This window comes from Pseudomonas inefficax (assembly GCF_032164165.1).
Lineage (GTDB): Bacteria > Pseudomonadota > Gammaproteobacteria > Pseudomonadales > Pseudomonadaceae > Aquipseudomonas > Aquipseudomonas inefficax.
Map to the genome: position 1 here is coordinate 2027163 of NZ_CP134401.1, position 25839 is coordinate 2053001.

Below are 25839 nucleotides of genomic sequence, written 5' to 3' on the forward strand. Positions count from 1 at the left end.
CGTGGATTACTCGTCAGCGTTATCGCTGGAGTCGCTGTCATTGCTGTCGTCGCCTTCGGCGGAGTCAGCATGCTCAGGACGCTCGCGACGCTCACGGCGCTCGCTGCGGTTCTCTTCAGCCTTCAGCATCTCGGACTGGCCGGTAACGGCTTCGTCGCGACGGATGACCAGGTTACGGATAACGGCATCGTTGTAGCGGAAGTTGTCTTCCAGCTCGGCCAGGGCCTTGCCGGTGCACTCAACGTTCAGCATCACGTAGTGAGCCTTGTGAACATTGTTGATTGCGTAGGCCAGTTGACGACGGCCCCAGTCTTCCAGGCGGTGGATCTTGCCACCATCTTCTTCGATCAGCTTGGTGTAACGCTCAACCATGCCGCCGACTTGTTCGCTCTGGTCCGGGTGAACCAGGAAGATGATTTCGTAATGACGCATGAATGCTCCTTACGGGTTAGTAGTCTGCCAGTGATTCTGGTCAGACAAGGAGTGAATGACACTGTATGTCTTGCACGGAGGGGAGGCACATGTGCGCCTGCCAGCTCGGCAAGGGGCGCAATTGTAGAGAAGGCGGGGCGCACAAGCAAGGTAATTGGCGAATATTTGAACAGCCTGAAACACATTACAGGCTGCCGGCCCTTTCGCGGGTAAACCCGCTCCCACAGGTACTCCACAGGGCTCAGGCCTTGTGCGATCCCTGTGGGAGCGGGTTTACCCGCGAAGAGGCCGGTGCAGGTATAGATCAGCGCTTGGCCTGGCGCTGACGCACGGCTTCGAACAGGCAGATACCGGTCGCCACCGACACGTTCAGGCTGCTGACACTACCGCCCATCGGCAACTTGACCAGGAAATCGCAATGCTCGCGGGTCAACCGGCGCATGCCCTTGCCTTCCGCGCCCATGATCATCACCAGCGGCCCGGTCAGGTCCTGCTGGTAGATCTCCTGCTCGGCCTCGCCGGCGGTACCGACCACCCACAGGCCCCGCTGCTGCAGTTTCTCCAGAGTGCGCGCCAGGTTGGTCACGGCCACCAGCGGGATCACCTCCGCCGCGCCGCAGGCCACCTTGCGCACAACCGGGGTCAGGGTCGCGGACTTGTCCTTGGGCACGATCACCGCCGTGGCACCGGCGGCATCGGCGGTACGCAGGCAGGCGCCAAGGTTGTGTGGGTCGGTCACGCCGTCCAGCACCAGGATCAGAGGGGGTGTTTCGGTGCGCTCGAGCAACTCCTCGAGCATCAATTCGCCCCAGACCTGGCTCGGACTCACCTCGGCGACCACACCCTGATGCACACCCTCTACCCAGGCATCCATCTCACGGCGCTCGGCCTGGCCCACCGCCACGCGATTTTCTGCGGCCAACGCCAGCAGCGCCTGGAGGCGCGGCTCGCTGCGCCCTTCCGACAGCCAGATCTGCTTGACCCGCTTCGGATGGTGCTGCAGCAATGCCTGTACGGCATGCACGCCGTAGATCTTTTCCAGCTGACTCATGACTTACTCTTGCTCTTGCGTGGCGCGCCGGACTTCGGCGGGCCTTTACGGTGCTTGGTCGGCTTGCCGGACGCCGAGGCCTTGCCGCCCTTGTCCGACTTGCTGCCGGCATGGCCGCCACTGCGCGCATCGCTCATCAGCGCCTTCTTCATTTCGCGGCTCTTGCGCACTTCGGCGTTGCGCTGCACGGCGTCTTTCGGGAAATACGCCTCGGACGCTTCGCTCTTGCGGCTGCGCGGCTTCGGCGAGGCTTTCGCCTCAGTTACCGGCTGCTGCTGTTCCACCTTGTCGGCAGCAGGCGCGGCGCCACGCTGCTTGCGACCGATCGGTGCGGCCAGGGTCTTTTCCGACACCTCGAAGTCGATCTTGCGCTCGTCCAGGTCAACACGCATGACCTTGACTTCGATGGTGTCGCCCAGGCGGAAGCTGCGTCCGGTACGCTCGCCAGACAGGCGGTGGTGCACCGGGTCGAAGTGGTAGTAGTCGCCCGGCAGCGCACTGACATGCACCAGGCCTTCCACATAGATGTCGGTCAGCTCGACGAACAGGCCGAAACCGGTCACCGCAGTGATCACACCCGGGAAGGTCTCGCCCACGCGGTCCTTCATGAACTCGCACTTGAGCCAGTTGACCACATCACGAGTGGCTTCATCGGCCCGGCGTTCGGTCATCGAGCACTGCTCGCCGAGCTGCTCGAGGGTGTTTTCGTCGTACGGGTAGATACGCGCCTTGGGGATGCTCATGGCGCCGGCACGCTTGACGTGCGGGGTATCCACCCTGGAGCGGATGATGCTGCGGATGGCGCGGTGCACCAGCAGGTCCGGGTAACGACGGATCGGCGAGGTGAAGTGGGTGTACGCCTCGTAGTTCAGGCCGAAGTGGCCGTTGTTTTCGGTGCTGTACACGGCCTGGCTCAACGAGCGCAGCATCACGGTCTGGATCAGGTGGAAGTCCGGGCGCCCGGCGATGCTCGCCAGCAGGGCCTGGTAATCCTTCGGCGACGGGTCCTTGCCCTTGTGCAGGCTCAGGCCCAGCTCGCCGAGGAAAGCGCGCAGTTTTTCCAGGCGCTCTGGCGGCGGGCCGTCATGCACACGGTACAGGGCCGGCACGCCATGCTTCTGCAAGAACTCGGCAGTGGCAACGTTGGCCGCCAGCATGCATTCCTCGATCAGCTTGTGGGCGTCGTTGCGCACGGTCGGGCGGATTTCCGCGATCTTGCGCTCGTCACCGAAGATGATGCGGGTTTCCTGGGTCTCGAAGTCGATCGCACCCCGGGTGTGACGTGCATCCACCAGCACCTTGTACAGGTTGTACAGGTTCTTCAGGTCCGGCACGACAGCCTTGTACTCTTCGCGCAGCGCCTTGCCCTCACGGGTACGCGAGTGCTCGAGCATGCTGCTGACCTTGTTGTAGGTCAGGCGGGCGTGGGAGTGGATTACGCCTTCGTAGAACTGGTAGTCGACCATCTGGCCGGCTTTGTTCATGGTCATTTCGCAGACCATTGCCAGGCGATCGACATGCGGGTTCAGCGAACACAGGCCGTTGGACAGCTCTTCCGGGAGCATCGGCACCACGCGCTCGGGGAAGTACACCGAGTTGCCGCGCTGCTGGGCCTCGACGTCCAGGGCCGAACCCAGACGCACGTAGCTGGACACATCGGCGATGGCCACATACAGGCGCCAGCCACCCGAGAACAGCCGCAGCTTGCCCAGCGGCTCGCAATAGACGGCGTCGTCGAAGTCGCGGGCGTCCTCACCGTCGATGGTGACGAACGGCAGGTGGCGCAGGTCGACGCGCTTCTCCTTGTCCTTCTCTTCGACTTCGGAGCGGAACTTGCGCGCTTCCTTGATCACATCCTTGGGCCAGACGTGCGGGATATCGTAGCTGCGCAGGGCAACGTCGATCTCCATGCCCGGCGCCATATAGTTGCCGATGACCTCGACCACATCACCTTGCGGCTGGAAGCGCGGGGTGGGCCAGTGGGTGATCTTGATCTCGACGAACTGGCCGATCTTCGCGCCACCGTTGCGCCCGGCGGTGACCAGCACTTCCTGCTGGATCTTCGGGTTGTCCGGGGTCACGTAGCCGATACCGCCTTCTTCGAAGTAACGGCCGACCACGCTCTCATGGGCACGGGAGATGACTTCGACCAGCACGCCTTCGCGGCGGCCACGGCGGTCGACGCCAGAGACCCGGGCCAGGCCGCGGTCGCCGTCGAACACCAGGCGCATCTGCGACGGGCTGAGGAACAGGTCTTCGCTGCCGTCGTCCGGGATAAGGAAGCCGAAGCCGTCGCGGTGACCGGAGACCCGACCGCAGATCAGGTCCAGTTTGTCTACCGGGGCATAAGTGCCGCGCCGGGTATAGATAAGCTGGCCATCGCGTTCCATGGCACGCAGGCGGCGGCGCAAGGCTTCGATCTGGTCTTCTTCATACAGACCAAACTCTTTCGCCAGCTCCTCGCGCGCAGCGGGTTCGCCACGGTCGGCAAGGCGCTGCAGGATCAGCTCACGGCTGGGAATGGGGTTGTCGTATTTTTCCGCTTCGCGAGCGGCCTCGGGATCGAGGGATTGCCAATCGGCCATCAGAAGGGGTTCACCTTGGGGTATATAGATATGAATTCTGGCATAGGCGTATTGAAACCGGAAATGTCAGCCTTGGACAGCCCCACGGGCATACCCGGCGAGCAGGAATAGGCCTGCGGAATCAACAAGTTGAATTTTTTGAAATTTTTTTTGCTTTGGGGGTTTACAGCCTCCAGGACCGTCCGTATAGTGCGCACCACAACGACGGACAACCCCGAAGTTGTAGTAGAGATGAGCGACGCTGTAAAGCATCAGGTAATCTCGAATGTGTGCCCAGGTGGCGGAATTGGTAGACGCGCTGGTTTCAGGTATCAGTGGCTTAACGGCCGTGGAAGTTCGAGTCTTCTCCTGGGCACCAAATATTTTCAAGTAACAGATGACCAAGGATCTGTTACTACTGTGTGAAAGCGAACGATAGTCGCCTTCTCCAGATGATGCAAAGCTTTGCCCAGGTGGCGGAATTGGTAGACGCGCTGGTTTCAGGTATCAGTGACTTAACGGTCGTGGAAGTTCGAGTCTTCTCCTGGGCACCATACAAAAACCCACTAGCTTGCTAGTGGGTTTTTTCTTGCCTGCGATTTTTGTATCCCTCCCCTCTTTCGGTCACAGGTACAGACCTGTGCCCCCCCTGTGGGAGCGGCTTTAGCCGCGAAGAGGCCAGCACAGCCAACCCACCTTCAGGCTCTTGCACCATGGTCTGACCATGAATTTCTCGTCACCCGGCCACTTGAGAAACGATTTCGTTTACCATTGTTTCCAAATATGTAGCCGTAAGCGAGGAAGTACCCGCATGACGATCCGCCCGCAACCGCTGATGCGTACCTTGGCCGCCGCCGCGCTGAGCCTGGTCATCGGCGCTCCGGCCGCCATGGCAGACGCACCAGTCACCCTGACCATGTACAACGGTCAGCACAAGGAAATCGGCGAAGCCATCGCCCAGGCCTACGAGGCCAAGACCGGCGTCCACATCAATATCCGCAAGGGCAGCAGCAACCAGCTGGCCAGCCAGATCATCGAGGAAGGCGAACGCTCGCCGGCCGACATCATCTATACCGAAGAGTCCCCTCCCCTGAACAACCTGGGCGAACTGGGCCTGCTGGCGAAGATCGACGACGCCACCGCGAACATGATGCCCAAGGAGTACGTTGGCGCCAACGGCACCTGGATGGGCATTACCGCCCGTACGCGCATCGTCGTGTTCAACCCGAAGAAAGTCGACGAGAAAGACTTGCCGACCACAGTGATGGACTTCGCCAACCCCGAGTGGGAAGGCCGCGTCGGCTATGTGCCCACCAGCGGCGCTTTTCAGGAACAGGCCGTGGCCATCCTGAAGATGCACGGCCGTGAAGCCACCGAAGAATGGCTGACCGGCCTGAAGGCATTCGGCAAGACCTACACCAACAACATGGTCGCCCTCAAAGCCGTGGAAAAAGGCGAAGTGGCTGCGGTACTGGTGAACAACTATTACTGGTATGCGCTCGAGCGCGAGCGCGGCAAGCTGGACACCAAGCTCTACTACCTGGCCGATGGCGATGCCGGCAACCTGGTCACCATTTCCGGCGCAGCCGTGGTCAAGGCCAGCAAGCACCCGAAAGAAGCCCAGGCCCTGCTCAACTGGATGGCCAGCGAAGAAGGCCAGCGCGTGATCACCCAGACCACCGCCGAGTACCCACTGCACAAAGGCATGGTCTCCGACCGTGGCCTGAAGCCGTTTGAAGACCTGCGCCCGCCGAAGATCTCTCCAGCCGACCTGGGCAATGCCGAGGAAGCGATCGAGCTTGAGCGCGAGGTCGGCCTGCTCTGATGACTGCCGCCCTGACCGAACCAGTGCCGGTACGCTTCGTACCACGCCGCAAGCGCCCCTCCGTCTGGGTGGTGCTGCCTGTGCTGTTCCTGGTAGCGATGAGTTTGCTGCCTTTGCTGTACGTTGCCATGAAAGCCTGGGAGGCCGGCTGGCGCGAAGCCTTGCACCTGCTGTGGCGGCCGTTTGTCTGGGGACTGATGCGCAACACCCTGATGCTGATGGTCGGGGTGACGCTGACCTGCATGGTAGTCGGCCTGGCCCTGGCCTGGCTGCTGGAGCGCAGTAATCTGGCCGGCCGCCGATTGTGGGGCGTGGTGCTATGCCTGCCGTTTGCCGTACCGTCTTTCGTCAGCAGCTTCACCTGGGTGTCACTGAGCTCGGGCTTCGAAGGGCTGGGCGGAGCGATCATGGTCATGGCCCTGTCCAAGTACCCGCTGGTGTTCCTGCCGGTGGCCGCAACCCTGCGCAACCTCGATACCTCGCTGGAGGAGTCGGCACGTACGCTGGGTTGCAGCCGCTGGGGCGTATTCGTCAAGGTCACCCTGCCGCTGCTGTGGCCATCGATGCTGGGCGGCGCGCTGCTGATCGCCCTGCACATGCTGGTGGAGTTCGGCGCCTTGTCGATCCTCGGCCTGCAAACCTTCACCACGGCGATCTACCAACAGTTCGAACTGGAGTTCAGCAACGCCAATGCGGCCATGCTGTCCGCCGTACTGTTGGCGATGTGCCTGGCGATGCTGTGGCTTGAACTGCGGGTACGTGGCAAGGCCCGCCATGTGCGCATCGGCCAGGGCGTGGCGCGTCGTGCGCAACCGGTGCGGTTGCGTGGCTGGTCAGTGCCGGCGCAATTGTTCTGCGTGGGCCTGGCGGTATTGGGCAGCGGTATTCCGCTGGCCATGCTCGGCTACTGGCTGAGCGTGGGTTCGTCGGCGGCATTCCCTGTGGCAGCCATTTCCAAGGCGCTGTTCACCTCGTTGTCGGTGTCGCTGGGTGGTGCCGGTTTCTGCGTGCTACTGGCCCTGCCCATCAGCTTCCTGGTAGTGCGCTACAAGGGCCGCCTGGCAATCTGGGCCGAGCGCCTGCCGTACCTTCTGCACGCCCTGCCCGGCCTGGTGATTGCCCTGACCCTGGTGTTCTTCGCCCTGCATTACGTGCCGGCGCTGTACCAGACCACGGCACTGTTACTGCTGGCCTATGCGCTGCTGTTCCTGCCACTGGCGCAATCGCCGGTGCGCACCGCGCTGAACAAGGCTTCGCCGACGCTGGAAGAAGCCGCGCGAACCTTGGGCGCGAACAGCTTCGCCGCTTTCTGCCGGGTGACCCTACCGATCATTTTCCCGGCCATGGCGGCAGCCTTTGCCCTGGTGTTCCTGGATGCCATGAAGGAGCTGACAGCGACCTTGCTGCTCAGCCCCACCGGCATGACTACCCTGGCCACCGAGGTATGGGCGCACACGGCCAACGTCGAGTTTGCAGCGGCGGCGCCATATGCGGCTCTGCTGATAGTGGTGTCGGGGTTGCCGGTTTATCTGCTGACTACGCGGATGTATCTGAACAAGGCCTGATCGGCGCCGCTCCCCAGGTTTGCGCGGTACCTGTGGGAGCGGGTTCACCCGCGAACACCGGCGAAGCCGGTGCCATCCAACGCGCTGTCTTCTTCGCGGGTAAACCCGCTCCCACAGGGGTAGCGATGTTCCCGAGAATGTCTATGCCCTGAACTGCCCCAGGCTGGCACGCAGTTGCGCGGCCAGGTCATCCAGCACCTTGCTGCTGGCGGTGGTCTGCATCACCACTTCAGCCGAGCGTTCGGCCTGGGCATGGATGGTTTCCACCCGCCCACGTACCGCCTGCGCCCCACTCGCCTGCTGCTCGGCGGCGCGAGTAGCGAGGCCGATGGCCGCATGCACCTGCTCCACCGCTGCCTGCACAGACTGCTGGCGGCGCTCGTTGTCACGCAGCACCAACAGCCCTTCGCTGGCCTTGAGCCCGGCTTGGCTGATGGTGGCCACAGCTTCCTTGGCGCCTTTCTGCAGTGCGGCAATATGCGCCTGGATATCCCCGGTGGAGCTTTGCGTCTTGCTCGCCAGGGCCCGCACCTCATCCGCCACCACGGCAAAGCCACGCCCGGTTTCCCCAGCCCGGGCCGCTTCGATGGCGGCGTTCAACGCCAGCAGGTTGGTCTGCTCGGCAATACCGTGAATTACCGTCAGCACCACCTCGATCTGTTCGCTCTGCTTGGCCAGGCGCTCGATCACCTGGGAACCGGCATCCACCTGCCCGGCCAGGTTCTCGATCAACCCGGCGAGCTGGGTCGAGGTACGGCTGTTCTCGTCAGTCGCCTGGCGGATATCCACCACCTGCTGTAGGGCTGCCTGCATCGCGTGGCTTTCAGCCTGGGCCTCGTCGGCCATGCTCGACAGGTCGCGCAGGCTGGCAGCCACTTCATCGCGTTGCAGTGCAGCGGCAGCATCGGCGCCGGCATTGCGCTGGGCCATGGCACCAATCTCAACACCAGTGCGTTGTGCCACCTCGCCCGCCTCGCGCACGATGGGTTGCAGCTTGTCGACGAAGCGGTTCACCGCCGACGCCATGTCGCCAATCTCGTCGCGACTGTCCAGCGGCACGCGCTTGGTCAGATCGCCCTCGCCCGCCGCCAGGTCATTCAAGGCGGCAATCAGCAGGCGCAGCTTGCTCAACACCCGACGGCCCAACACCACAGCCACCACCAGCAGCACGCCGAGGCCGACCAGCACCAGGCCCAGGCCGATGCGCCAGCGCAGCTCGGCGGCAGCATCACGCACGGTCTGTGCGGTATTGGCCTGCATCGCAGCAGCGCTGCCCTGCGCCTTTTCCAGGCGCTCGCGCAGGGTCTTGCCACTGTCAGCTGCCGCACCGACCAGGCTGTCGCCGACCAATTGTTCACCACTGGCGATCAGGGCGGCGAAGCGCTGGTCAAGGGCCTTGAGTTCCTGATCGATGCCGGCAGTGGAAACACCCATCACCACCTTGCCGATTTCTGCCCCATTGGGGTTGATCGAGGCCTCCACGAAGTACACCGCCGGGTCGCGCCGGGCCGCGTCGATCACTTTGTCGAGCGCACGCTCGCCCTGCCCCTTGTCCATCAACGCCTGGTTGATCGGGTTTTGCCGATTCAGATAGCGGGTCAGGTGCTGGCCCTGGGCGTCGTCGTAGACCACAAACAGTACGTTGGGGTTGCGCTGGGCACGCCGGGCGAAGTCAGAGAGCACCGGCACGTCGTTGTCCCAGATCGCCCGCGGGGCGACCGAAGCCAGCAGCTCGGCCATATCGTTGGCGGAGTCCTTGAGGTTCTTTTCCAGCGTGCTGCGCAGTTGCTGCTGCTCATTCTGCAGGCGCGCGGACAAGCCGGCACTCAGCCGCTGGCGGGTGCTGCTGGACAAACTGTCAAGGCCCGAACGTACATCCTGCCCGGCCTTCTCCAGTTCGCCGGCAAGTTGACGGCTGTCATTGCCCAGACGCTCGCCCAGGTCGGCCTCCAGGGCGGTGACCGTGCTGCGAGTCAGCGCAACAGCAACCAGTACCTGCACCAAAAGCGCGATACCCAGGGCAACAAACACAGGCCGCAAAAGGCGGCTTCGTAACAGTGAAAGGATGGCAGACACGGTGTAACCCTCGTGTTTTCTGGCGCCACTACTTTGATGGCATCGTCAGAAACTTCTTACAGCAAGGGTTGTGCCGGGGGCAGCAGGGAAATACGCCAAGGTCTAGCAATGAGGTTGCCCGCACGGGCCTCCTCGCGGGTGAACCCGCTCCCACATGGACCGCGCAGGTCCCCAGGACTGTGCAGTACCTGTGGGAGCGGGTTTACCCGCGAAAGAGCCAGGACAGCCATACCCCACAAATGAAAACGCCGCAGCCCCTTTCAGGGCCACGGCGTCAGATCAGCCTGGAAGGCAGATCAGGCGAACGGATGACGCAGCACGATGGTCTCGTTGCGGTCCGGCCCGGTGGAGATGATGTCGATCGGCGCACCGATCAGCTCTTCGATGCGCTTGATATAGGCGCGAGCGTTGGCTGGCAGTTCTTCCAGGGTTTTCACGCCCAGGGTCGATTCGCTCCAGCCTGGCATCTCTTCGTACACCGGCTCCAGGCCGATGTAGCTGTCGGCATCGGAAGGCGCGTCGATAACGGCACCGTTCTCGTTCTTGTAGCCAACGCAGATGTTGATGGTTTCCAGGCCATCCAGTACGTCCAGCTTGGTCAGGCAGATGCCCGAGATGCTGTTGACGTCGATGGCGCGACGCAGAATGACGGCATCGAACCAGCCACAACGGCGTGCACGGCCGGTGGTGGAGCCGAACTCATGGCCACGCTTGGCCAGGGTAGCGCCAGTCTCGTCAAACAGTTCGGTCGGGAACGGACCGGAACCCACGCGAGTGGTGTAGGCCTTGGTGATACCCAGGATGTAGTCCAGGTACATCGGGCCAACGCCGGAACCGGTGGAGATACCGCCAGCGGTGGTGTTGGAGCTGGTGACGTACGGGTAGGTACCGTGGTCGATGTCCAGCAGCGAGCCCTGGGCGCCTTCGAACATGATGTCCTTGCCGGCGCGGCGCAGGTTGTGCAGCTCGGCGGTGACGTCGAGCATCATCGGCTTGAGCTGTTCGGCATAGGCCATGCACTCGTCCAGAGTCTGCTGGAAGTCGATGGCCGGCTCTTTGTAGTAGTTCACCAGCTGGAAGTTGTGGTAATCCAGCAGCTCACCCAGCTTGGCGGCAAAACGCTCGCGGTGGAACAGGTCGCCCACGCGCAGGCCGCGGCGTGCGACCTTGTCTTCGTAGGCCGGGCCGATACCACGGCCGGTGGTGCCAATCTTGGCTTCGCCACGGGCTTTTTCGCGGGCCTGGTCCAGGGCAACGTGGTACGACAGGATCAGCGGCGCAGCCGGGCTGATGCGCAGGCGCTCGCGCACCGGTACGCCCTTCTCTTCCAGCTTGGTGATTTCACGCATCAGGGCATCCGGGGCAACGACCACGCCGTTGCCGATCAGGCACTGTACGCCTTCACGCAGGATGCCGGACGGAATCAGGTGCAGAACGGTCTTTTCACCGTTGATCACCAGGGTGTGACCCGCGTTGTGGCCACCCTGGTAGCGCACTACGGCGGCAGCATGTTCGGTCAGCAGATCGACGATCTTGCCTTTGCCCTCATCACCCCACTGGGTGCCCAGGACGACGACATTCTTACCCATTACATTGGTCCTCATTCACGCAAACTTGGTTGCCGGCCTGTTGCCGACGCAGAAACTCACTGGGCCAGCGGCAGAACCTGCCAGCGCCCGTCTTGCTGAATCAATTGCCGATCACAATCCGCCTCGAGAGCAGCACTCAACGGCTGGCCAGGCAGAGCCTGGACCACACGCTGGCCCTCGTTGCGCAACTGGCAGACTTGCTGCCAGAGGGCCGCGTCGCCACTGTCCGGCATCCAGATGCCGCCAGCTGGCAATACGACCTCCGCTCGCCCCAGTGTGACCAGGGTCTTCAAATCCGTGGAGAAACCGGTGGCCGGGCGTGCCCGGCCAAAGTCGGCGCCGATGTCGTCATAGCGCCCGCCCTGGGCGATCGATTGACCTTCACCCGGGACGAACACGGCGAACACCACGCCGGTGTGGTAGTTGTAACCGCGCAGCTCGCCGAGGTCGAAGTACAGCGGCAGGTCCGGGAAGCGCGACGCCAGGCGATCGGCGATCGCCAGCAGGTCGTCCAGCGCCGCCAGCACGCTGGCCGGGGCACGGCCCAGGCGCACGCGGGCTTCGGCCAGCACTTCGCGCCCACCACACAGTTCGACCAGCGCGCGCAGCATGTTGCCCAGGTCCTTCGGCAGGTCGGCGGTGAGCACCTGCACTTCATCAACGGCCTTGCGCTGCAGGGCGTCGAACAGCTGCTGCTCGACCGCGCCGGACAGGCCGGCAGCACGGGCCAGGCCGCGGTAGATACCGACATGGCCCAAGTCCATGTGCACATCCGGCACATCGGTCAGTTGCAGCGTGGCGAGCATCAGGCTGATGACTTCGACATCGCTGGTGGGGCTGGCGTCGCCGTACAGCTCGGCACCCAGCTGGATCGGGCTGCGCGAGGTGGACAGGGCGCGCGGCTGGGCATGCAGCACGCTGCCGGCATAGCACAGGCGGCTCGGGCCTTCACGGCGCAGGGTGTGGGCGTCGATGCGCGCCACCTGCGGGGTGAAGTCGGCGCGGAAGCCCATCAGGCGGCCGGACTGCGGGTCCACCACCTTGAAGGTGCGCTGATCCAGGTCCTGGCCGGCGCCGGTGAGCAGCGACTCCAGGTACTCGATATGCGGGGTGACGACCAGTTCGTAGCCCCAACTCTGGAACAGGTCCAACACCTGGCGGCGCGCGATCTCGATGCGCGCGGCCTCAGGTGGCAGTACTTCCTCGATGCCATCTGGCAGCAGCCAGCGGTCTACCGTTGCCATTACGCCATTTCCCCTCTGGTCCGGGCGGCTTGCCAGCAGGCGAGCCGTCAGTAAAGCCGGTATCGCGCACAGCAGCGGGCAGCACTGATCCCAGCGCAGCCACCGTACCCGATACCCTCGAATTGCCTTGCGACCTGACCAAACCGTCAACTGGCGGTTTGCCAATCAACCTTGCAGACGCAAAAAAGCCGGGAAATTTCCCGGCTGCCTCATCATACACCCCTTTTCATTCAGGATGCACCCCGCCTGGCGTTTTAGCTGCCAGGCGGGGCGCCGCCGCATGAAAATCAGGGCCTGAGCATCACGGCTTGCTCTTGTCCAGGAAGCGGAAGAACTCGTTCTTCGGGTCCAGGACCAGCACGTCGCTCTTGCTCGAGAAGCTCTCGCGGTACGCCTGCAGGCTACGATGGAACGCATAGAAATCAGCGTCCTGGCTGTAGGCCTTGGCGTAGATGGCGGCCGCCTGGGCGTCACCGTCACCGCGGGTTTCTTCTGCTTCACGGTAGGCTTCGGCCAGCAGCACACGCCGCTGACGGTCGGCATCGGCACGGATACCTTCAGCCAGCTCGTTACCCTTGGCGCGGTGCTCACGGGCTTCACGCTCACGCTCGGTGCTCATGCGGTCGAACACGCTGCGGTTGACTTCCTTCGGCAGGTCGATGGCCTTGACGCGCACGTCGACCACCTCGATGCCCAGCTCCTTGGAGGCCATGCGGTTCAGCGAAGCAGTGATGTCAGCCATCAGCGCGTCACGTTCACCGGAAACCACTTCGTGCAGGGTACGTTTACCGAACTGGTCACGCAGGCCGCTTTCCAGACGACGCGACAGACGCTCGTCGGCGATCTGCTTCATGCCGGATGTGGCGGTGTAGAAGCGTTCGGCGTCCTTGACGCGCCACTTGGCGTAGGCGTCGACCATCACCGCTTTCTTCTCCAGGGTCAGGAACCGCTGGGTCGGGGCGTCGAGAGTCATCAGGCGGGCGTCGAACTTGCGCACCTGGTTCACGTACGGAATCTTCACGTGCATGCCAGGCTGGACATCCGCCTGGACCACCTTACCGAAGCGCAGCAGTACTGCACGCTCGGTCTGGGACACGATGTAGAAGCTGTTCCAGGCCACGAGGGCCAGGACCACGGCGGCGATCAGGGCGATCAGCGATCTGTTGCTCATCAGCGGCTCTCCCTAGTACGCAGCGGCTGCTGTTGCTGTTGCAGGTCCTGCGCCGCACGGGCGGCCGCATCGTTGACCGATGGCGACACGCTGGTGGTCGGCGCGGACGGGTTGCGGCTGCCTTCGACCATCTTGTCCAGCGGCAGGTAGAGCAGGTTGTTCTGCCCGTCCTTGGTCGCCACCATGACCTTGCTCGAATTGCTGTAGACCTCTTGCATGGTCTCCAGGTACAGGCGCTGACGGGTTACGTCAGGTGCCTTGCGGTACTCGGCAACCAGCTTGGTGAAGCGGTCGGCCTCACCCTTGGCGCGGGCGATGACTTCGTCGCGGTAACCGTTGGCGTCCTCGATGATGCGCTGCGCCTGACCACGGGCTTCGGGCACCACGCCATTGGCGTAGGACTCGGCCTGGTTGCGGGCACGCTGCTCGTCTTCGCGGGCGCGGATCACGTCGTCGAAGGCTTCCTGCACTTCACGCGGGGCTGCCGCGCTCTGTACGTTGACCTGGGTAACGGTGATACCGGTACGGTAGGTGTCGAGGAAGCGCTGCAGGCGTTCGCGGATATCCACGGCCATCTGCTCACGGCCTTCGGTCAGCACCTGGTCCATCGAAGTGGAACCCACCACGTGACGCAGGGCACTGTCGGTCGCGTGCTGCAGGCTGACCTCAGGCTGGTCGACGTTGAGCACGAAGTCCTGCAGGTTGCTGATCTTGTACTGGACGGTCAGCGGTACCTCGACGATGTTCTCGTCTTCGGTCAGCATCTGGCCCTGTTTGGTATAGGCACGCTCGCGCGTGACGTTCTCCATGTACTTGCGATCGATCGGCGGGAAGTAGATGTTCAGGCCGGGACCGACCGTCTCGTAGTACTTGCCGAAGCGCAGCACCACGGCCTGCTCCTGCTCGTCGACCACGTACACGGCGCTGTACAGCCAGATTGCAGCCAGTACCGCCAGGCCGATGCCCAGCAGACCCAGGCCACCGCCCTTGCCGACATTGCGGTCACCGCCGCCACGTTTCTTGCCACTGCCGAACATGCCGTTCAGGCTGTCCTGCAATTTGCGGAAGGCCTCGTCCAGGTCCGGTGGACCTTTCTTGTCACCACCGCCGCCACCGCCATTTCGGCGACCGCCCCAGGGGTCCTGATTGTTCGAGTTGCCACCCGGCTCGTTCCAAGCCATAGCGCTCTCCATCTGATAAAGCAAAGACGCGCCCACGGCGCGCCGTCCAATGCTACAGAATGCCTGTCACTGCTGCCCGGCGACCTCGACGAGCATTTATTGCAAAGTGTGTTGCTCGACAAACATTTGCGGCTCCATGCCTTCGCGGCTGACCAGGCGATTCAGTTCGACCATGGGCAGTCGCACGCTCAGCAGGCTGCGCCCTTCTTCATCATGCTCTTCACTCTGCACGGCACCCAGGGCAAAGAATTGCGCGCGCAAGCGGGCAAAACGCTGCTCCAGACACAGGGTACCGACAAACAGATCATCCCCCAGCAACTCGGCAATCGCCTGGCCGACCAGCTCCAGGCCACGCCCATCGCGTGCCGATACCCAGACCCGTTCCGGCTTGCCATCGGCATTGCGCTGGATCTGCGGCTCGACATCTTCGAGCAGGTCGAGTTTGTTATACACCTCGAGGATCGGCAACCCTTCGGCACCAATCTCGCCCAATACCGCCAGCACCTGCTCGATCTGCTCCATGCGCTCCGGCTCATGGGCGTCGATCACATGCAGCAACAAGTCGGAATTGCTCGACTCTTCGAGCGTAGCCCGAAATGCCTCGACCAGCTTGTGCGGCAGGTGGCGAATGAAGCCCACGGTATCGGCCAGCACGATCGGCCCCAGGTCGTTCAGCTCGAGCCGGCGCAGGGTCGGGTCGAGGGTGGCGAACAACTGGTCTGCGGCATACACCTCGGACTCTGTCAGGGCGTTGAACAGCGTGGACTTGCCGGCGTTGGTATAACCCACCAGCGACACCGACGGGATGTCCGCGCGCTTGCGCCCGCGGCGCGCCTGCTCGCGCTGGCTGCGCACCTTCTCCAGGCGTGACTTGATCTGGCGAATGCGCACCCGCAACAGGCGGCGGTCGGTTTCCAGCTGAGTTTCACCCGGGCCCCGCAGGCCGATACCACCTTTCTGTCGCTCAAGGTGGGTCCAGCCGCGCACCAGCCGCGTGCTCATGTGCTCGAGCTGGGCCAGTTCGACCTGCAGCTTGCCTTCATGGGTACGCGCCCGTTGGGCGAAGATATCGAGGATCAGCCCGGTACGGTCGAGCACACGACACTCGAACACGCGTTCGAGGTTGCGCTCCTGACTGGGCGTGAGGGTGTGATTGAAAATCACCAGGTCTACCTGCTCGGCATGGACCAGGTCGTGCAACTCTTCGACCTTGCCACTGCCAATCAGGTATTTGGCGGAAGGCTGATGCCTTGACACCGTGACCAGCGAGACGATGTCGGCACCGGCCGACAATGCCAGCTCCTGAAACTCCTGCGGGTCTTCGCGCGCCTCAGGGTTCTGACCTTCCAAGTGAACGAGCAACGCCCGCTCACCACCACCGTGGCGCTCAAAGAACAATGCAGGCTCCTATCAGGCGTTGCCTGGCTCGCTGTCGCCGTGCTCGGAATCGGACGGGCTTGGCAGGCGAACCGGACGGGCAGGGACCACGGTCGAGATGGCGTGCTTGTAGACCATCTGGCTGACGGTGTTCTTCAGCAGTACCACGAACTGGTCGAAGGACTCGATCGAACCCTGCAGTTTGATGCCGTTGACCAGGTAAATGGATACCGGGACCTTTTCTTTTCTCAAGGTGTTCAAGTAAGGGTCTTGTAGCGAATGCCCTTTTGACATATGCCGCACTCCTGTAAGGATAAATAATAGAAAATCAAGAAAATCGATAAATTAGGCCGCCCCTTCGCAAGAATAGACGGCAATCAGCAGGGACTCAGCTCAATATGGAGATGGCCCCAAGGTATTTCAAGGTGCGGGACAGATTGTCGCAGGCCAGGCTGTCAAGCCAGTGTACTTCAGGCCAGCCACGCAACCAGGTGAACTGCCGCTTGGCCAGCTGCCTGGTAGCAATGATACCGCGTTCACGCATCTCATTCTCAGTCAGCTTGCCGTCCAGGTAATCCCAGACCTGCCGATACCCCACTGCCCGTATAGACGGCAGCCCGGCGTGCAAGTCACTTCTGGCTCGCAGCGATCGGACCTCGTCGACGAAGCCCTGTTCCAGCATCTGTGAAAATCGTAACGCAATTCGCTGATGCAAAATGTGACGATCTGTAGGAGCAATCGCCAAACTCGCGACAGTATAGGGCAAATGTCCGCCAGCGCCTGCGTCTGCGCCGCGACTTTCCGCGAATTGACGCTGTCGATGTGCCGTCATGCTCTCGCCACTCACCCGGTACACCTCCAATGCCCGGATCAACCGCTGCGGGTCGTTGGGGTGGATACGCGCCGCCGACTCGGGGTCAACCTCGGCCAACTGGCGGTGCAACTCGGCCAGGCCCAGCGCTTCGGCCTGGGCTTCCAGCTCGGCACGCACTGCGGCATCGGCCGCCGGCATGTCGGCCAGGCCATCGATCAAAGCCTTGTAATAGAGCATGGTGCCGCCCACCAGCAGCGGAATCTTGCCACGTGCGGTGATCTCGGCCATGGCCTCCAGGGCATCGGCACGGAACTGCGCAGCCGAATAGCTCTCGGCCGGGTCGCGAATGTCGATCAACCGGTGCGGGTGAGCGGCGAGGACTTCTTTCGACGGCTTGGCCGAACCGATGTCCATGCCCCGGTAGACCAGCGCCGAATCGACGCTGATCAGCTCGCACGGCAGTGCTTTGGTCAGCTCGATGGCCAGGTCGGTCTTGCCGGCCGCTGTCGGACCCATCAGGAATATTGCAGGGGGCTTGCCGCTCATTTCATCGACCGCGCAGGAAGAGTTTATCCAGGTCGTCCAGGCCCATCTGGGTCCAGGTGGGGCGACCATGGTTGCATTGGCCGCTGCGTTCGGTGTTTTCCATGTCACGCAGCAGCGCGTTCATCTCGGGGATCGCCAGGCGCCGGTTGGCGCGCACCGCGCCGTGACAAGCCATTGTACCGAGCAGCTCGTTCAGGTGCGCCTGGATACGGTCGCTGGTGCCGTATTCCATCAGGTCTGCAAGCACATCCTGCACCAGGCGGTTGGCCTCGGCCTGCTTGAGCAAAGCCGGGATCTGACGGATGGCCAGGGTCTCGGGGCCCAGGCGCTGCAGTTCGAAGCCCAGCCGCTGGAACCACTGCGCATGCTCTTCGGCGCAATCTGCTTCACGCTGGCTCAAGGCAAGGGTCTCGGGCACCAGCAGCGGCTGGCCGCTGAGGCCTTCGCTGGCCATGGCCACCTTCAGACGCTCGTACATGATGCGCTCGTGTGCGGCATGCATGTCTACCAGCACCAGGCCGATGGCGTTCTCGGCCAGGATGTAGATGCCCTTGAGCTGCGCCAGCGCATAGCCCAGCGGGGGAATGTCACCCTGGCTTTCAGGCAGCGCCGTCGTCGGCGCCGCGCCTTCATCCAGCGGCTTGTAAAACTCGCGATACACCGCCTGCGCCTCGGCGGCCGGTAGCGGTTGCGAGGGGCGCGGGGTGTACTGGTACTGGTAACCCGCGCCACTGCCGCTGCTGGAAAACGACTGCTGCGGGGCACGTGGCTGCTCGAGCACCGGCGAGGCCAGGCGCATTTCGCCCTGGGGGCCGAACTCACCGGCCTGCTGGCCCGTGGCGCGGACCACTTCGGGCACGGCAGCAGGCGCCGCCAACTGGTCCTCCGGGCGCACATCGGCCAGGGCGCGATGCAGGGTGCCATACAAGAAGTCATGCACCGAGCGCCCCTCGCGGAAACGCACTTCGTGCTTGGTCGGGTGCACGTTGACGTCGACGCCGTTGGGTTCCAGCTCCAGGAACAGCACGAAAGTCGGGTGCCGACCATTGAACAGCACGTCGCGGTAGGCCTGGCGCACGGCGTGGGCGACCAGCTTGTCGCGCACCGCACGGCCGTTGACGAAGAAATACTGCAGGTCTGCCTGGCTGCGCGAGAAGGTCGGCAGGCCGACCCAGCCCCACAGACGCAGGCCGTTGCGCTCCACATCGATCGGCAGCGCCTGTTCCATGAAGCCCGGGCCGCAGATGGCGCCCACCCGCCGCGCACGGGCGGTTTCATCGTGAGCCTCATGCAGGCTGAAAATGCTCTTGCCGTTGTGCCGCAGGTGGAAGCCGACATCGAAGCGCGCCAGCGCCAGGCGCCGGATCACTTCCTGCAGGTGATCGAATTCGGTTTTCTCGGCCTTGAGGAACTTGCGCCGGGCCGGGGTGTTGAAGAACAGGTCGCGCACTTCCACCGAAGTACCCACCGGGTGCGCCGCCGGCTGCACCCGCGGGGTCATGTCGCGGCCCTCGGTTTCCACCTGCCAGGCCTCGGTAGCGCTGGCGGTGCGCGAGGTCAGGGTCAGGCGCGCCACCGAACTGATCGAGGCCAGGGCCTCACCACGGAAGCCCAGGCTCAATACCCCTTCGAGGTCTTCCAGCTCGCGGATCTTGCTGGTGGCATGACGGGCCAGGGCCAGCGGCAGGTCGTCGGCGGAGATGCCGCTGCCATCGTCACGCACCCGCAGCAGCTTGACGCCGCCCTGCTCCACTTCGACGTCGATACGCCGGGCGCCGGAGTCCAGGCTGTTCTCCAGCAGTTCCTTGGCGACAGAAGCTGGCCGCTCGACAACCTCGCCGGCGGCAATCTGGTTGGCCAGCCGCGGGCTGAGCAGCTGGATGCGCGAACCGCCACTCATTGCGAGGCCAATGTGGTAGCAGGGATGTCGAGGCGCTGGCCGACCTTCAGCTCATCGGTCTTGAGGCTGTTGGTGCTGCGCAGGCTGGTCACGCTGACCTGGTAGCGCACGGCAAGCATCGCCAGGGTCTCGCCGGGGCGCACCGTGTGCTCACGCGGGCCAGCGGCGATCTTGCCGGTGTCGCGCAGCCAGGCGATGTAGGTGCCGGGCGGCGGGTTCTGCTGGAAGTACTGGCGCACACCGGTGTGGATCGAACGGGCCAGGGCCTGCTGGTGGCTGGCGGTGGCCAGCTTGGCGGCTTCGTTGTTGTTCGAGATGAACCCGGTTTCAACGAGGATCGACGGAATATCCGGCGACTTCAGCACCATGAAGCCGGCTTGTTCCACCCGCTGCTTGTGCAGCGAGGTAATGCGGCCCATGTTGCCCAGCACCTTCTGCCCCACATTAAGGCTGGAGCTGAGCGTGGCGGTCATCGACAGGTCGAGCAGCACGCCGGCCAGCATGCGGTCCTTGTCGTCAAGGCTGACGTTACCGGCACCACCGATCAGGTCGGAACGGTTTTCCGTGTCGGCCAGCCAGCGCGCGGTCTCGGAGGTAGCGCCGCGATCGGACAGGGCGAATACCGAGGCGCCAAAGGCGGCACGGGACGGCGCGGCGTCGGCGTGGATCGAGATGAACAGGTCGGCGCCCTTCTTGCGGGCGATTTCCGTACGTTTGCGCAGCGGGATGAAGTAATCGCCAGTACGGGTCAGCTCGGCCCGGAAGCCTTTTTCGCTGTTGATCTGGCGCTGCAGCTCCTTGGCGATCTGCAGCACGATGTCTTTTTCATGCTGGCCACGCGAGCCGGACGCACCCGGGTCTTCGCCACCGTGGCCGGCGTCGATGGCAACCACGATGTCACGCTTGCCGTTGGGTACCGGCGGCAGCTTGATGGCAGGCTGGGCCGGGGTCACCGGCACTGCCGGCGTGGTTGCAGGCGTTGGTACCGGGGCTGGGGCCGGAGTCGGCGCACTGGCCGCGATGGCGTCAGCCTCCTGGTCGTACAGATCGACCACCAGGCGGTTGCCGTACTGGGCGTTGGGCGCCAGGGTGAAGCTTTTTGGGGTGACCGACTTTTTCAGGTCGACCACCACCCGCAGGTCGGTCGGGGTGCGCTGGGCCGAACGGACGCTGCTGATCGGCGTATTGGAGGTGGCCACGTTCAGTGGCGCAGCCAGGGTCGCGCCATTGATGTCGATGACCAGGCGATCGGGCGCGCTCAGGGTGAAGACGCTGTGTTGCACGGGGCCAGACAGGTCGAAGACCAGCCGCGTGTTGTCCGGCGCGCGCCACAGGCGCATGCTCTTGACTTGAGTGACGGCCAGAGCGTCAACGGTCACCGTTGTCAGCAGCAGCCCAACGATGGCGACCAGTGCGCGTATGCGCATACCTACCCCACTTACTGTTTATAGTGTTCGGCCAGTGCCACGCACCAGGCCTCGCCGCGAGCCCCCTGCGGCGAAAGGATCAGCGAGCGTCCGCCCGCTTGGGGGCTTATGGTAATGGTCAGGTCGGGCTTTGGCAAAACGCCCGCACCCTTTTGTGGCCACTCGAACAGGCACAGCGGGTCGCCCTCGAAATAGTCACGAATGCCCATGAACTCCAGCTCTTCCGGATCGACCAGGCGGTACAGGTCGAAATGGAACGCCCGCACCTCGCCGATCTCGTAAGGCTCGACCACAGTGAAGGTCGGGCTTTTCACTGCACCAGTATGGCCCAGGCCGCGAATCAGGCCACGCGACAGCGTGGTTTTGCCCGCACCCAGGTCACCTTCCAGAAAAATCACGCCGTGACCGCCGGTCACCTCGGCCAGTTGTGCGCCGAATTTGACCGTGGCCGCTTCATCGGCCAGAAACAGGTTTAAGCCAGACACGCAGAATGCTCCTCCAACAACTCACGAATGACCGGCGCCAGATCGCTGGCAGCCAAGCCCCTACCTTTTACGCCCAGACGCTCGCCCGCGCAGGCGTGCAGCCATACCCCCAGCCCTGCGGCATGCCAGGCATCCAGGCCTTGGGCCAGCAGCGCCGCCAGCACGCCGGTCAGCACATCGCCCAGGCCGGCACCGGCCATGGCCGGGTGGCCACGTTCGCACAGCAGCAACTGCCCGACCGGGTCGGCTACCAGAGTGCCGGCCCCCTTGAGCACGCAGACGCTGTTGTAACGGCGCGCCAGCTTGCGTGCGGCGCCCGGGCGGTCCGCCTGCACAGCCTCGGTGGAAATGCCCAGCAGCCGCGCCGCCTCCCCCGGGTGCGGGGTAAGAATGCTGCCACTGGGCAGGGCTAACGGGGTGCGCGCCAGCAAGTTCAGGGCGTCGGCGTCCCACACCTGCGGGCGCTCGGCATTGGCCACCGCCGACAGCAGGCTGCGGCCCCAGGCCGCCTGGCCCAGGCCTGGGCCGACCACCAGCACCGAAGCGCGCTCCAGCACGCCCATCAGCTGGTTGGCCGAGCTGGCGCCCAGGCACATGACCTCAGGCAGGCGCGCCAGGCTGGCAGTCACGTGTTCGGGCCGGGTCGCCACACTGACCAGCCCCGCGCCACAGCGCAGGGCAGCTTCGGCGCTGAGCAGCACGGCGCCACCAGTGCCAAGGTCGCCACCGACCACCAGTACATGGCCGAAGTCGCCTTTATGGGCATGCGCATGCCGTGCCGGCAGGTGCGCGACAGTCACGCTGCTGAGCAATTGAGGGATGTGGCTGGGGTGTTTGGTCTGCGGCATGGGGTCAAAGGCTCCAATGTCTGGCAGAATTATACGCACCTGAGCCCGTATTGCCTTGCCCATCCATGTCCGCCTGTACGCCTGACCTCATCCAACTGGCCCAATCGATCAAGATTTGGGGCCAAGAACTCGGTTTTGCCCACGTTGGCATCGCCGGGGTCGACCTTGGCGAACACGAACACCACCTGCAGCGCTGGCTCGACGCCGGCTATCAGGGCGAGATGGAATACCTGGGCGCGCACGGCAGCAAGCGCGCGCACCCAGAGCAGCTGATCCCCGGCACGGTACGCGTGGTATCGCTGCGCATGGACTACCTGCCCGGCGACACGCAGATGGCGCAGCGCCTGGCACAGCCGGAGAAAGCCTACGTGTCGCGCTACGCCTTGGGCCGGGATTACCACAAGCTGGTGCGCAAGCGCGTGCAGTTTCTGGCCGATCGCATTCAGGAAGCCATCGGCCCGTTCGGTTACCGCGCCTTCGTCGACAGCGCTCCGGTGCTGGAAAAGGCCTTGGCCGAGCAGGCCGGGTTAGGCTGGATCGGCAAGAACACCCTGCTGCTCAACCGCAAGGCGGGCAGCTACTTCTTCCTCGCCGAGCTGTTCGTCGACCTGCCGCTGCCGGTGGACGAAGCCACCACCAGCGAACACTGCGGGCGCTGCCAGGCCTGCCTGGACATCTGCCCGACCCAGGCCTTCGTCGGGCCGTATGTGCTGGATGCACGGCGCTGCATCTCGTACCTGACCATCGAACTGCGCGGGCCGATCCCTGTCGAGTTGCGTTCGAAGATGGGCAATCGGGTGTTCGGTTGCGATGACTGTCAGATCGTCTGCCCGTGGAACCGCTTTGCCAGGCACAGCCAGGAACAGGACTTCCAGCCAAGGCACGGGCTGGAGAATGCCGAGTTGGCGGAGATGTTCCTGTGGGATGAAAGGACCTTCCTGCGCAAGACCGAAGGTGGGCCGTTGCGCCGGGCCGGGTATGAGCGCTGGTTGCGCAACCTGGCAGTGGGGCTTGGCAATGCGCCTTCGACGATTCCGGTGATCGAGGCGCTGAAGGCACGGCGCGAGGATGCCTCGGAGCTGGTGAGGGAGCATGTGGAGTGGGCGCTGGCGCAGCACGGCGTTTCGTAGCCACACAACCCCTGTGGGAGCGGGTTCACCCGCGAACACGGGCGAAGCCCGTGCCATGCTCCGCGTTGGATTCTTCGCGGCTAAAGCCGCTCCCACAGGGTACGCGGAGCGACAGCGCAGCCCAAAGGGCTGGGTAATTCCCACAGGGGCCAGGTTGCGCCCGCGACTGCGCTACTGCTGATCGTTGTAATGGAACTTGGGCATTTCCCAATGGAACCGAATGGCCAGCAGCCGCACCAGGAACCCGCCAAACAAGGTCAGCAGCATCGCCTGCTCCGCCGGCACCTTGAAATACACGCAACCCAGGTAGAACCACGCCGCCGCAAACGACACACTGGCGTACAGCTCGCGACGGAACACCAGGGGAATGTCGTTGCAGAAGATATCCCGCAAGATCCCGCCAAATACCCCGGTGATCACCCCGCTGATCGACGCCACCAGCATGCCCTGCCCCATCTCCAGCGCGGTCATGCAGCCAATCAGGGTAAAGGCCACCAGCCCCAGGGCATCGAGCACCAGGAACAGCGAGCGCAGGCGGCGCATCATCGGCGCGATGAAAATGGTCAGCAGCGCCGCACAGCTGGTCAGCACCAGGTATTCAGGGTGCTTCACCCAGGTCAGCGGGTAGTGCCCGAGCAGCACGTCACGCACCGAGCCGCCACCCAGGGCGGTGACACAGGCAATCAGCACCACGCCGAACCAGTCCATGCCGCGGCGGCCGGCAGACAACGCGCCGGTCATGGCTTCGGCGGTGATGGCGATGAGGTAGAGCATCAACAACATGGTGCGGAGTCCGTGCGGGCGTGCGAGAAAGGCGCGCAGTCTAACCAGTTGCCCAGGGCACCAAAAGAGGGCGCAGATACAATATCTGCGCCTTTTCGGCTCACACCTTGATGAAGTGCTCGCGATAGTGGCGCAGTTCGGCGATCGATTCGCGGATGTCGTCCAGCGCCAGGTGGGTGTTGCCCTTCTTGAAGCTGTCGCGCACGTCAGGCGCCCAGCGTGCAGCCAGCTCCTTCAGGGTCGAAACGTCCAGGTTGCGGTAGTGGAAGTAGTTTTCCAGGTTGCGCATGTGCCGGTACAGGAAGCGGCGGTCCTGGCAGATGCTGTTGCCACAGATCGGCGACTTGCCTTTCGGCACCCACTGCTCGAGGAAGGCGATGGTCTGCGCCTCGGCTTCGGCCATGCCGACCTTGCTCTCGCGTACGCGCTGGGTCAGGCCCGAAGCGCCATGGGTGCGGGTGTTCCATTCGTCCATGCGCGCCAGCACTTCGTCACTGTGGTGGATGGCGATCACCGGCCCTTCGGCCAGGGTGTTCAGTTCGCTGTCGGTGACGATGGTGGCCATCTCGATGATGACGTCGCTGTCCGGATCCAGGCCTGTCATTTCAAGGTCGATCCAGATCAGGTTCTGTGGGTTTTGCATGCGGGGACTCCTCGTATAGGCCGTCATAGTAGCGTAGTGGCCAAGGCACGCCCATTCACGGCACGAAGGTAAGCCAAATGGTCCGGCGCCTGGCGTGCTAAACTGCCTGCCGTTTTCAACCTGCCCCACGCACGGAACCTTCATGGCCAAACGCCAGCTCAATCGCCGCCAGAACTGGCGCATCGAAAAAATCCAGAACGAGCGCGCCGCGCGTGCGGCCAAACGCGAACAGCACGCACTGCAGGAACTGGAGGGTGGCGACCTGGGGCCGGAGCAGCTGGGCCTGGTGATTGCGCACTTCGGTGTGCAGGTAGAGGTGGAAGCCCAGGACGGCGAAGCCGCTGGCCAGGTGTTCCGCTGCCACTTGCGCGCCAACCTGCCGGCGCTGGTTACCGGCGACCGCGTGGTATGGCGGGCGGGCAACCAGGGCATTGGCGTGATCGTCGCGCAGATGCCGCGCAGCACCGAGCTGTGCCGGCCTAACAACCACGGCCAGCTGAAGCCGGTGGCGGCCAACGTCGACCTGATCGTGATCGTCTTCGCCCCTGCGCCCGAACCGCACCCCAACCTGATCGACCGCTACCTGGTGGCCGCAGAGCACGCCGGCATTCGCCCGCTGTTGCTGCTGAACAAGGCCGACCTGATCAACGACGAGAACGGCCCGGGCCTGCACGCACTGCTGGAGGTTTACCGCGAGCTGGGCTACCCGCTGCTGGAAGTCTCGGCACATCACGGTGACGGCATGCAACGCCTGCAGCAGATGCTCGACGGCCACATCAGCGTGTTCGTCGGCCAGTCGGGGGTGGGCAAGTCGTCTTTGGTCAACAGCCTGCTGCCGGACGCCGGCACCCGTGTCGGCGACCTGTCGGAATGGTCTGGCCAGGGCACCCACACCACCACCACTGCGCGTTTGTACCACTTCCCCAATGGGGGTGACCTGATCGATTCGCCGGGTATCCGCGAGTTCGGCCTGGGTCATGTCAGCCGCAGCGATGTGGAGGATGGTTTCATCGAGTTCCGCGACTTGTTCGGCACCTGCCGCTTCCGCGACTGCAAGCATGATCGCGAACCGGGCTGTGCGCTGCTCAAGGCGCTGGACGAGGGGCGCATCAAGCCGCAACGAATGAACAGCTATCGCTCGATCATCGCCAGTTTGCCGGAAGACGCTTACTGACCTGCCCGCTCCCG

21 protein-coding genes and 2 tRNA genes are annotated in these 25839 nt (G+C 63.7%); 6 read left to right on the forward strand and 17 right to left on the reverse strand.

Annotated elements, in window-relative coordinates; genetic code table 11:
- Positions 1 to 6 precede the first annotated feature (6 nt).
- The 3 genes from rpsF to rnr all read right to left on the reverse strand — a co-directional run bounded on the left by rpsF (position 7) and on the right by rnr (position 4068).
- Entirely contained in the window at positions 7 to 432 is a 426-nt protein-coding gene (gene rpsF / locus RIN61_RS09135) for a 30S ribosomal protein S6 (protein WP_003249557.1), read from the reverse strand.
- Between the two features lie 304 nt (positions 433 to 736).
- Entirely contained in the window at positions 737 to 1483 is a 747-nt protein-coding gene (rlmB, locus tag RIN61_RS09140) for a 23S rRNA (guanosine(2251)-2'-O)-methyltransferase RlmB (RefSeq protein WP_207878683.1), read from the reverse strand.
- Positions 1480 to 4068: a ribonuclease R gene (rnr, locus tag RIN61_RS09145; protein ID WP_112253675.1), complete on the reverse strand. Its 2589-nt coding sequence runs from the start codon at positions 4066 to 4068 to the stop codon at positions 1480 to 1482. Before rnr ends, rlmB begins: the two co-directional genes overlap by 4 nt.
- A 271-nt stretch (positions 4069 to 4339) precedes the next feature.
- On the opposite strand from rnr, the gene RIN61_RS09150 reads away from it, so the two are divergent.
- The 4 genes from RIN61_RS09150 (at position 4340) to RIN61_RS09165 (ending at position 7437) form a co-directional block, all read left to right on the forward strand.
- Positions 4340 to 4426: transfer RNA gene (locus RIN61_RS09150), tRNA-Leu, on the forward strand.
- Between the two features lie 88 nt (positions 4427 to 4514).
- A tRNA-Leu gene (locus RIN61_RS09155) sits at positions 4515 to 4601 on the forward strand.
- Between the two features lie 257 nt (positions 4602 to 4858).
- Positions 4859 to 5872: an extracellular solute-binding protein gene (locus RIN61_RS09160; protein ID WP_133975738.1), complete on the forward strand. Its 1014-nt coding sequence runs from the start codon at positions 4859 to 4861 to the stop codon at positions 5870 to 5872.
- Positions 5872 to 7437 (forward strand): ABC transporter permease, encoded by a 1566-nt coding sequence (locus RIN61_RS09165; protein WP_313856811.1) that lies wholly within the window; start codon positions 5872 to 5874, stop codon positions 7435 to 7437. The genes RIN61_RS09160 and RIN61_RS09165 overlap by 1 nt, the downstream gene beginning before the upstream one ends.
- A gap of 141 nt (positions 7438 to 7578) precedes the next feature.
- Here RIN61_RS09165 and RIN61_RS26920 read toward each other — a convergent pair whose 3' ends face one another.
- From RIN61_RS26920 to RIN61_RS09225, 12 genes are all read right to left on the reverse strand, one after another.
- Positions 7579 to 9513 carry a methyl-accepting chemotaxis protein gene (locus RIN61_RS26920; protein ID WP_112253678.1) on the reverse strand — a complete coding sequence of 645 codons (1935 nt, stop codon included), beginning with the start codon at positions 9511 to 9513 and terminating at the stop codon, positions 7579 to 7581.
- 296 nt (positions 9514 to 9809) lie between these two features.
- Entirely contained in the window at positions 9810 to 11102 is a 1293-nt protein-coding gene (locus tag RIN61_RS09175; RefSeq protein WP_013974430.1) for an adenylosuccinate synthase, read from the reverse strand.
- 56 nt (positions 11103 to 11158) lie between these two features.
- Positions 11159 to 12346, reverse strand: a complete 1188-nt coding sequence (locus tag RIN61_RS09180) for an ATP phosphoribosyltransferase regulatory subunit (RefSeq protein WP_112253679.1) — start codon at positions 12344 to 12346, stop codon at positions 11159 to 11161.
- Positions 12347 to 12647: 301 nt separating this feature from the next.
- Positions 12648 to 13517 carry a protease modulator HflC gene (gene hflC / locus RIN61_RS09185; RefSeq protein ID WP_112253680.1) on the reverse strand — a complete coding sequence of 290 codons (870 nt, stop codon included), beginning with the start codon at positions 13515 to 13517 and terminating at the stop codon, positions 12648 to 12650.
- Complete coding sequence (hflK, locus tag RIN61_RS09190) at positions 13517 to 14698, reverse strand: FtsH protease activity modulator HflK (protein ID WP_112253681.1); 1182 nt, start codon at positions 14696 to 14698, stop codon at positions 13517 to 13519. Before hflK ends, hflC begins: the two co-directional genes overlap by 1 nt.
- A gap of 96 nt (positions 14699 to 14794) precedes the next feature.
- Positions 14795 to 16096, reverse strand: a complete 1302-nt coding sequence (hflX, locus tag RIN61_RS09195; protein WP_112253682.1) for a ribosome rescue GTPase HflX — start codon at positions 16094 to 16096, stop codon at positions 14795 to 14797.
- A 12-nt stretch (positions 16097 to 16108) separates the two neighbouring features.
- A complete protein-coding gene (hfq, locus tag RIN61_RS09200) occupies positions 16109 to 16369 on the reverse strand; it encodes an RNA chaperone Hfq (protein ID WP_003258160.1) in 261 nt (86 codons plus the stop codon).
- Between the two features lie 94 nt (positions 16370 to 16463).
- Positions 16464 to 17435 (reverse strand): tRNA (adenosine(37)-N6)-dimethylallyltransferase MiaA, encoded by a 972-nt coding sequence (gene miaA / locus RIN61_RS09205; protein ID WP_112253683.1) that lies wholly within the window; start codon positions 17433 to 17435, stop codon positions 16464 to 16466.
- A 1-nt stretch (position 17436) separates the two neighbouring features.
- Positions 17437 to 19335, reverse strand: a complete 1899-nt coding sequence (gene mutL, locus RIN61_RS09210) for a DNA mismatch repair endonuclease MutL (protein WP_112253684.1) — start codon at positions 19333 to 19335, stop codon at positions 17437 to 17439.
- Positions 19332 to 20762 (reverse strand): N-acetylmuramoyl-L-alanine amidase, encoded by a 1431-nt coding sequence (locus tag RIN61_RS09215; RefSeq protein WP_112253685.1) that lies wholly within the window; start codon positions 20760 to 20762, stop codon positions 19332 to 19334. The genes mutL and RIN61_RS09215 overlap by 4 nt, the downstream gene beginning before the upstream one ends.
- Positions 20763 to 20773: 11 nt before the next feature.
- Positions 20774 to 21232, reverse strand: coding sequence for a tRNA (adenosine(37)-N6)-threonylcarbamoyltransferase complex ATPase subunit type 1 TsaE (gene tsaE, locus RIN61_RS09220; RefSeq protein ID WP_153671421.1), 459 nt, complete (start codon positions 21230 to 21232; stop codon positions 20774 to 20776).
- A gap of 2 nt (positions 21233 to 21234) precedes the next feature.
- Positions 21235 to 22095 (reverse strand): NAD(P)H-hydrate dehydratase, encoded by an 861-nt coding sequence (locus RIN61_RS09225; protein ID WP_112253686.1) that lies wholly within the window; start codon positions 22093 to 22095, stop codon positions 21235 to 21237.
- 65 nt (positions 22096 to 22160) lie between these two features.
- Between RIN61_RS09225 and queG the strand changes: the two genes are divergently transcribed.
- On the forward strand, positions 22161 to 23225 hold the full coding sequence (gene queG / locus RIN61_RS09230; protein WP_112253687.1) for a tRNA epoxyqueuosine(34) reductase QueG: 1065 nt from the start codon (positions 22161 to 22163) through the stop codon (positions 23223 to 23225).
- A 171-nt stretch (positions 23226 to 23396) separates the two neighbouring features.
- Here the strand turns inward: queG and RIN61_RS09235 are convergent, their stop codons facing one another.
- Positions 23397 to 24008, reverse strand: coding sequence for a trimeric intracellular cation channel family protein (locus RIN61_RS09235; RefSeq protein ID WP_013974442.1), 612 nt, complete (start codon positions 24006 to 24008; stop codon positions 23397 to 23399).
- 100 nt (positions 24009 to 24108) lie between these two features.
- The gene (gene orn, locus RIN61_RS09240) at positions 24109 to 24651 is read right to left on the reverse strand and encodes an oligoribonuclease (RefSeq protein ID WP_003258152.1); all 543 of its coding nucleotides are present in this window, start codon (positions 24649 to 24651) and stop codon (positions 24109 to 24111) included.
- Between the two features lie 142 nt (positions 24652 to 24793).
- Between orn and rsgA the strand changes: the two genes are divergently transcribed.
- Positions 24794 to 25825: a small ribosomal subunit biogenesis GTPase RsgA gene (rsgA, locus tag RIN61_RS09245; protein ID WP_112253688.1), complete on the forward strand. Its 1032-nt coding sequence runs from the start codon at positions 24794 to 24796 to the stop codon at positions 25823 to 25825.
- The last annotated feature ends 14 nt before the right edge of the window (positions 25826 to 25839 follow it).

What these genes read in the sequence shown, in the direction of transcription:
- RIN61_RS09160 (WP_133975738.1), top strand. Translation starts at nt 4,859, where the DNA reads ATGACGATCCGCCCGCAACCGCTGATGCGTACCTTGGCCGCCGCCGCG.
- hflC (WP_112253680.1), bottom strand. Translation starts at nt 13,517, where the DNA reads ATGAGCAACAGATCGCTGATCGCCCTGATCGCCGCCGTGGTCCTGGCC.
- RIN61_RS09235 (WP_013974442.1), bottom strand. Translation starts at nt 24,008, where the DNA reads ATGTTGTTGATGCTCTACCTCATCGCCATCACCGCCGAAGCCATGACC.
- miaA (WP_112253683.1), bottom strand. Translation starts at nt 17,435, where the DNA reads ATGAGCGGCAAGCCCCCTGCAATATTCCTGATGGGTCCGACAGCGGCC.
- rsgA (WP_112253688.1), top strand. Translation starts at nt 24,794, where the DNA reads ATGGCCAAACGCCAGCTCAATCGCCGCCAGAACTGGCGCATCGAAAAA.
- RIN61_RS09175 (WP_013974430.1), bottom strand. Translation starts at nt 11,102, where the DNA reads ATGGGTAAGAATGTCGTCGTCCTGGGCACCCAGTGGGGTGATGAGGGC.
- queG (WP_112253687.1), top strand. Translation starts at nt 22,161, where the DNA reads ATGTCCGCCTGTACGCCTGACCTCATCCAACTGGCCCAATCGATCAAG.
- RIN61_RS09225 (WP_112253686.1), bottom strand. Translation starts at nt 22,095, where the DNA reads ATGCCGCAGACCAAACACCCCAGCCACATCCCTCAATTGCTCAGCAGC.
- RIN61_RS09215 (WP_112253685.1), bottom strand. Translation starts at nt 20,762, where the DNA reads ATGCGCATACGCGCACTGGTCGCCATCGTTGGGCTGCTGCTGACAACG.
- RIN61_RS09180 (WP_112253679.1), bottom strand. Translation starts at nt 12,346, where the DNA reads ATGGCAACGGTAGACCGCTGGCTGCTGCCAGATGGCATCGAGGAAGTA.
- rnr (WP_112253675.1), bottom strand. Translation starts at nt 4,068, where the DNA reads ATGGCCGATTGGCAATCCCTCGATCCCGAGGCCGCTCGCGAAGCGGAA.
- hflK (WP_112253681.1), bottom strand. Translation starts at nt 14,698, where the DNA reads ATGGCTTGGAACGAGCCGGGTGGCAACTCGAACAATCAGGACCCCTGG.
- orn (WP_003258152.1), bottom strand. Translation starts at nt 24,651, where the DNA reads ATGCAAAACCCACAGAACCTGATCTGGATCGACCTTGAAATGACAGGC.
- mutL (WP_112253684.1), bottom strand. Translation starts at nt 19,335, where the DNA reads ATGAGTGGCGGTTCGCGCATCCAGCTGCTCAGCCCGCGGCTGGCCAAC.
- RIN61_RS09165 (WP_313856811.1), top strand. Translation starts at nt 5,872, where the DNA reads ATGACTGCCGCCCTGACCGAACCAGTGCCGGTACGCTTCGTACCACGC.
- hfq (WP_003258160.1), bottom strand. Translation starts at nt 16,369, where the DNA reads ATGTCAAAAGGGCATTCGCTACAAGACCCTTACTTGAACACCTTGAGA.
- rlmB (WP_207878683.1), bottom strand. Translation starts at nt 1,483, where the DNA reads ATGAGTCAGCTGGAAAAGATCTACGGCGTGCATGCCGTACAGGCATTG.
- rpsF (WP_003249557.1), bottom strand. Translation starts at nt 432, where the DNA reads ATGCGTCATTACGAAATCATCTTCCTGGTTCACCCGGACCAGAGCGAA.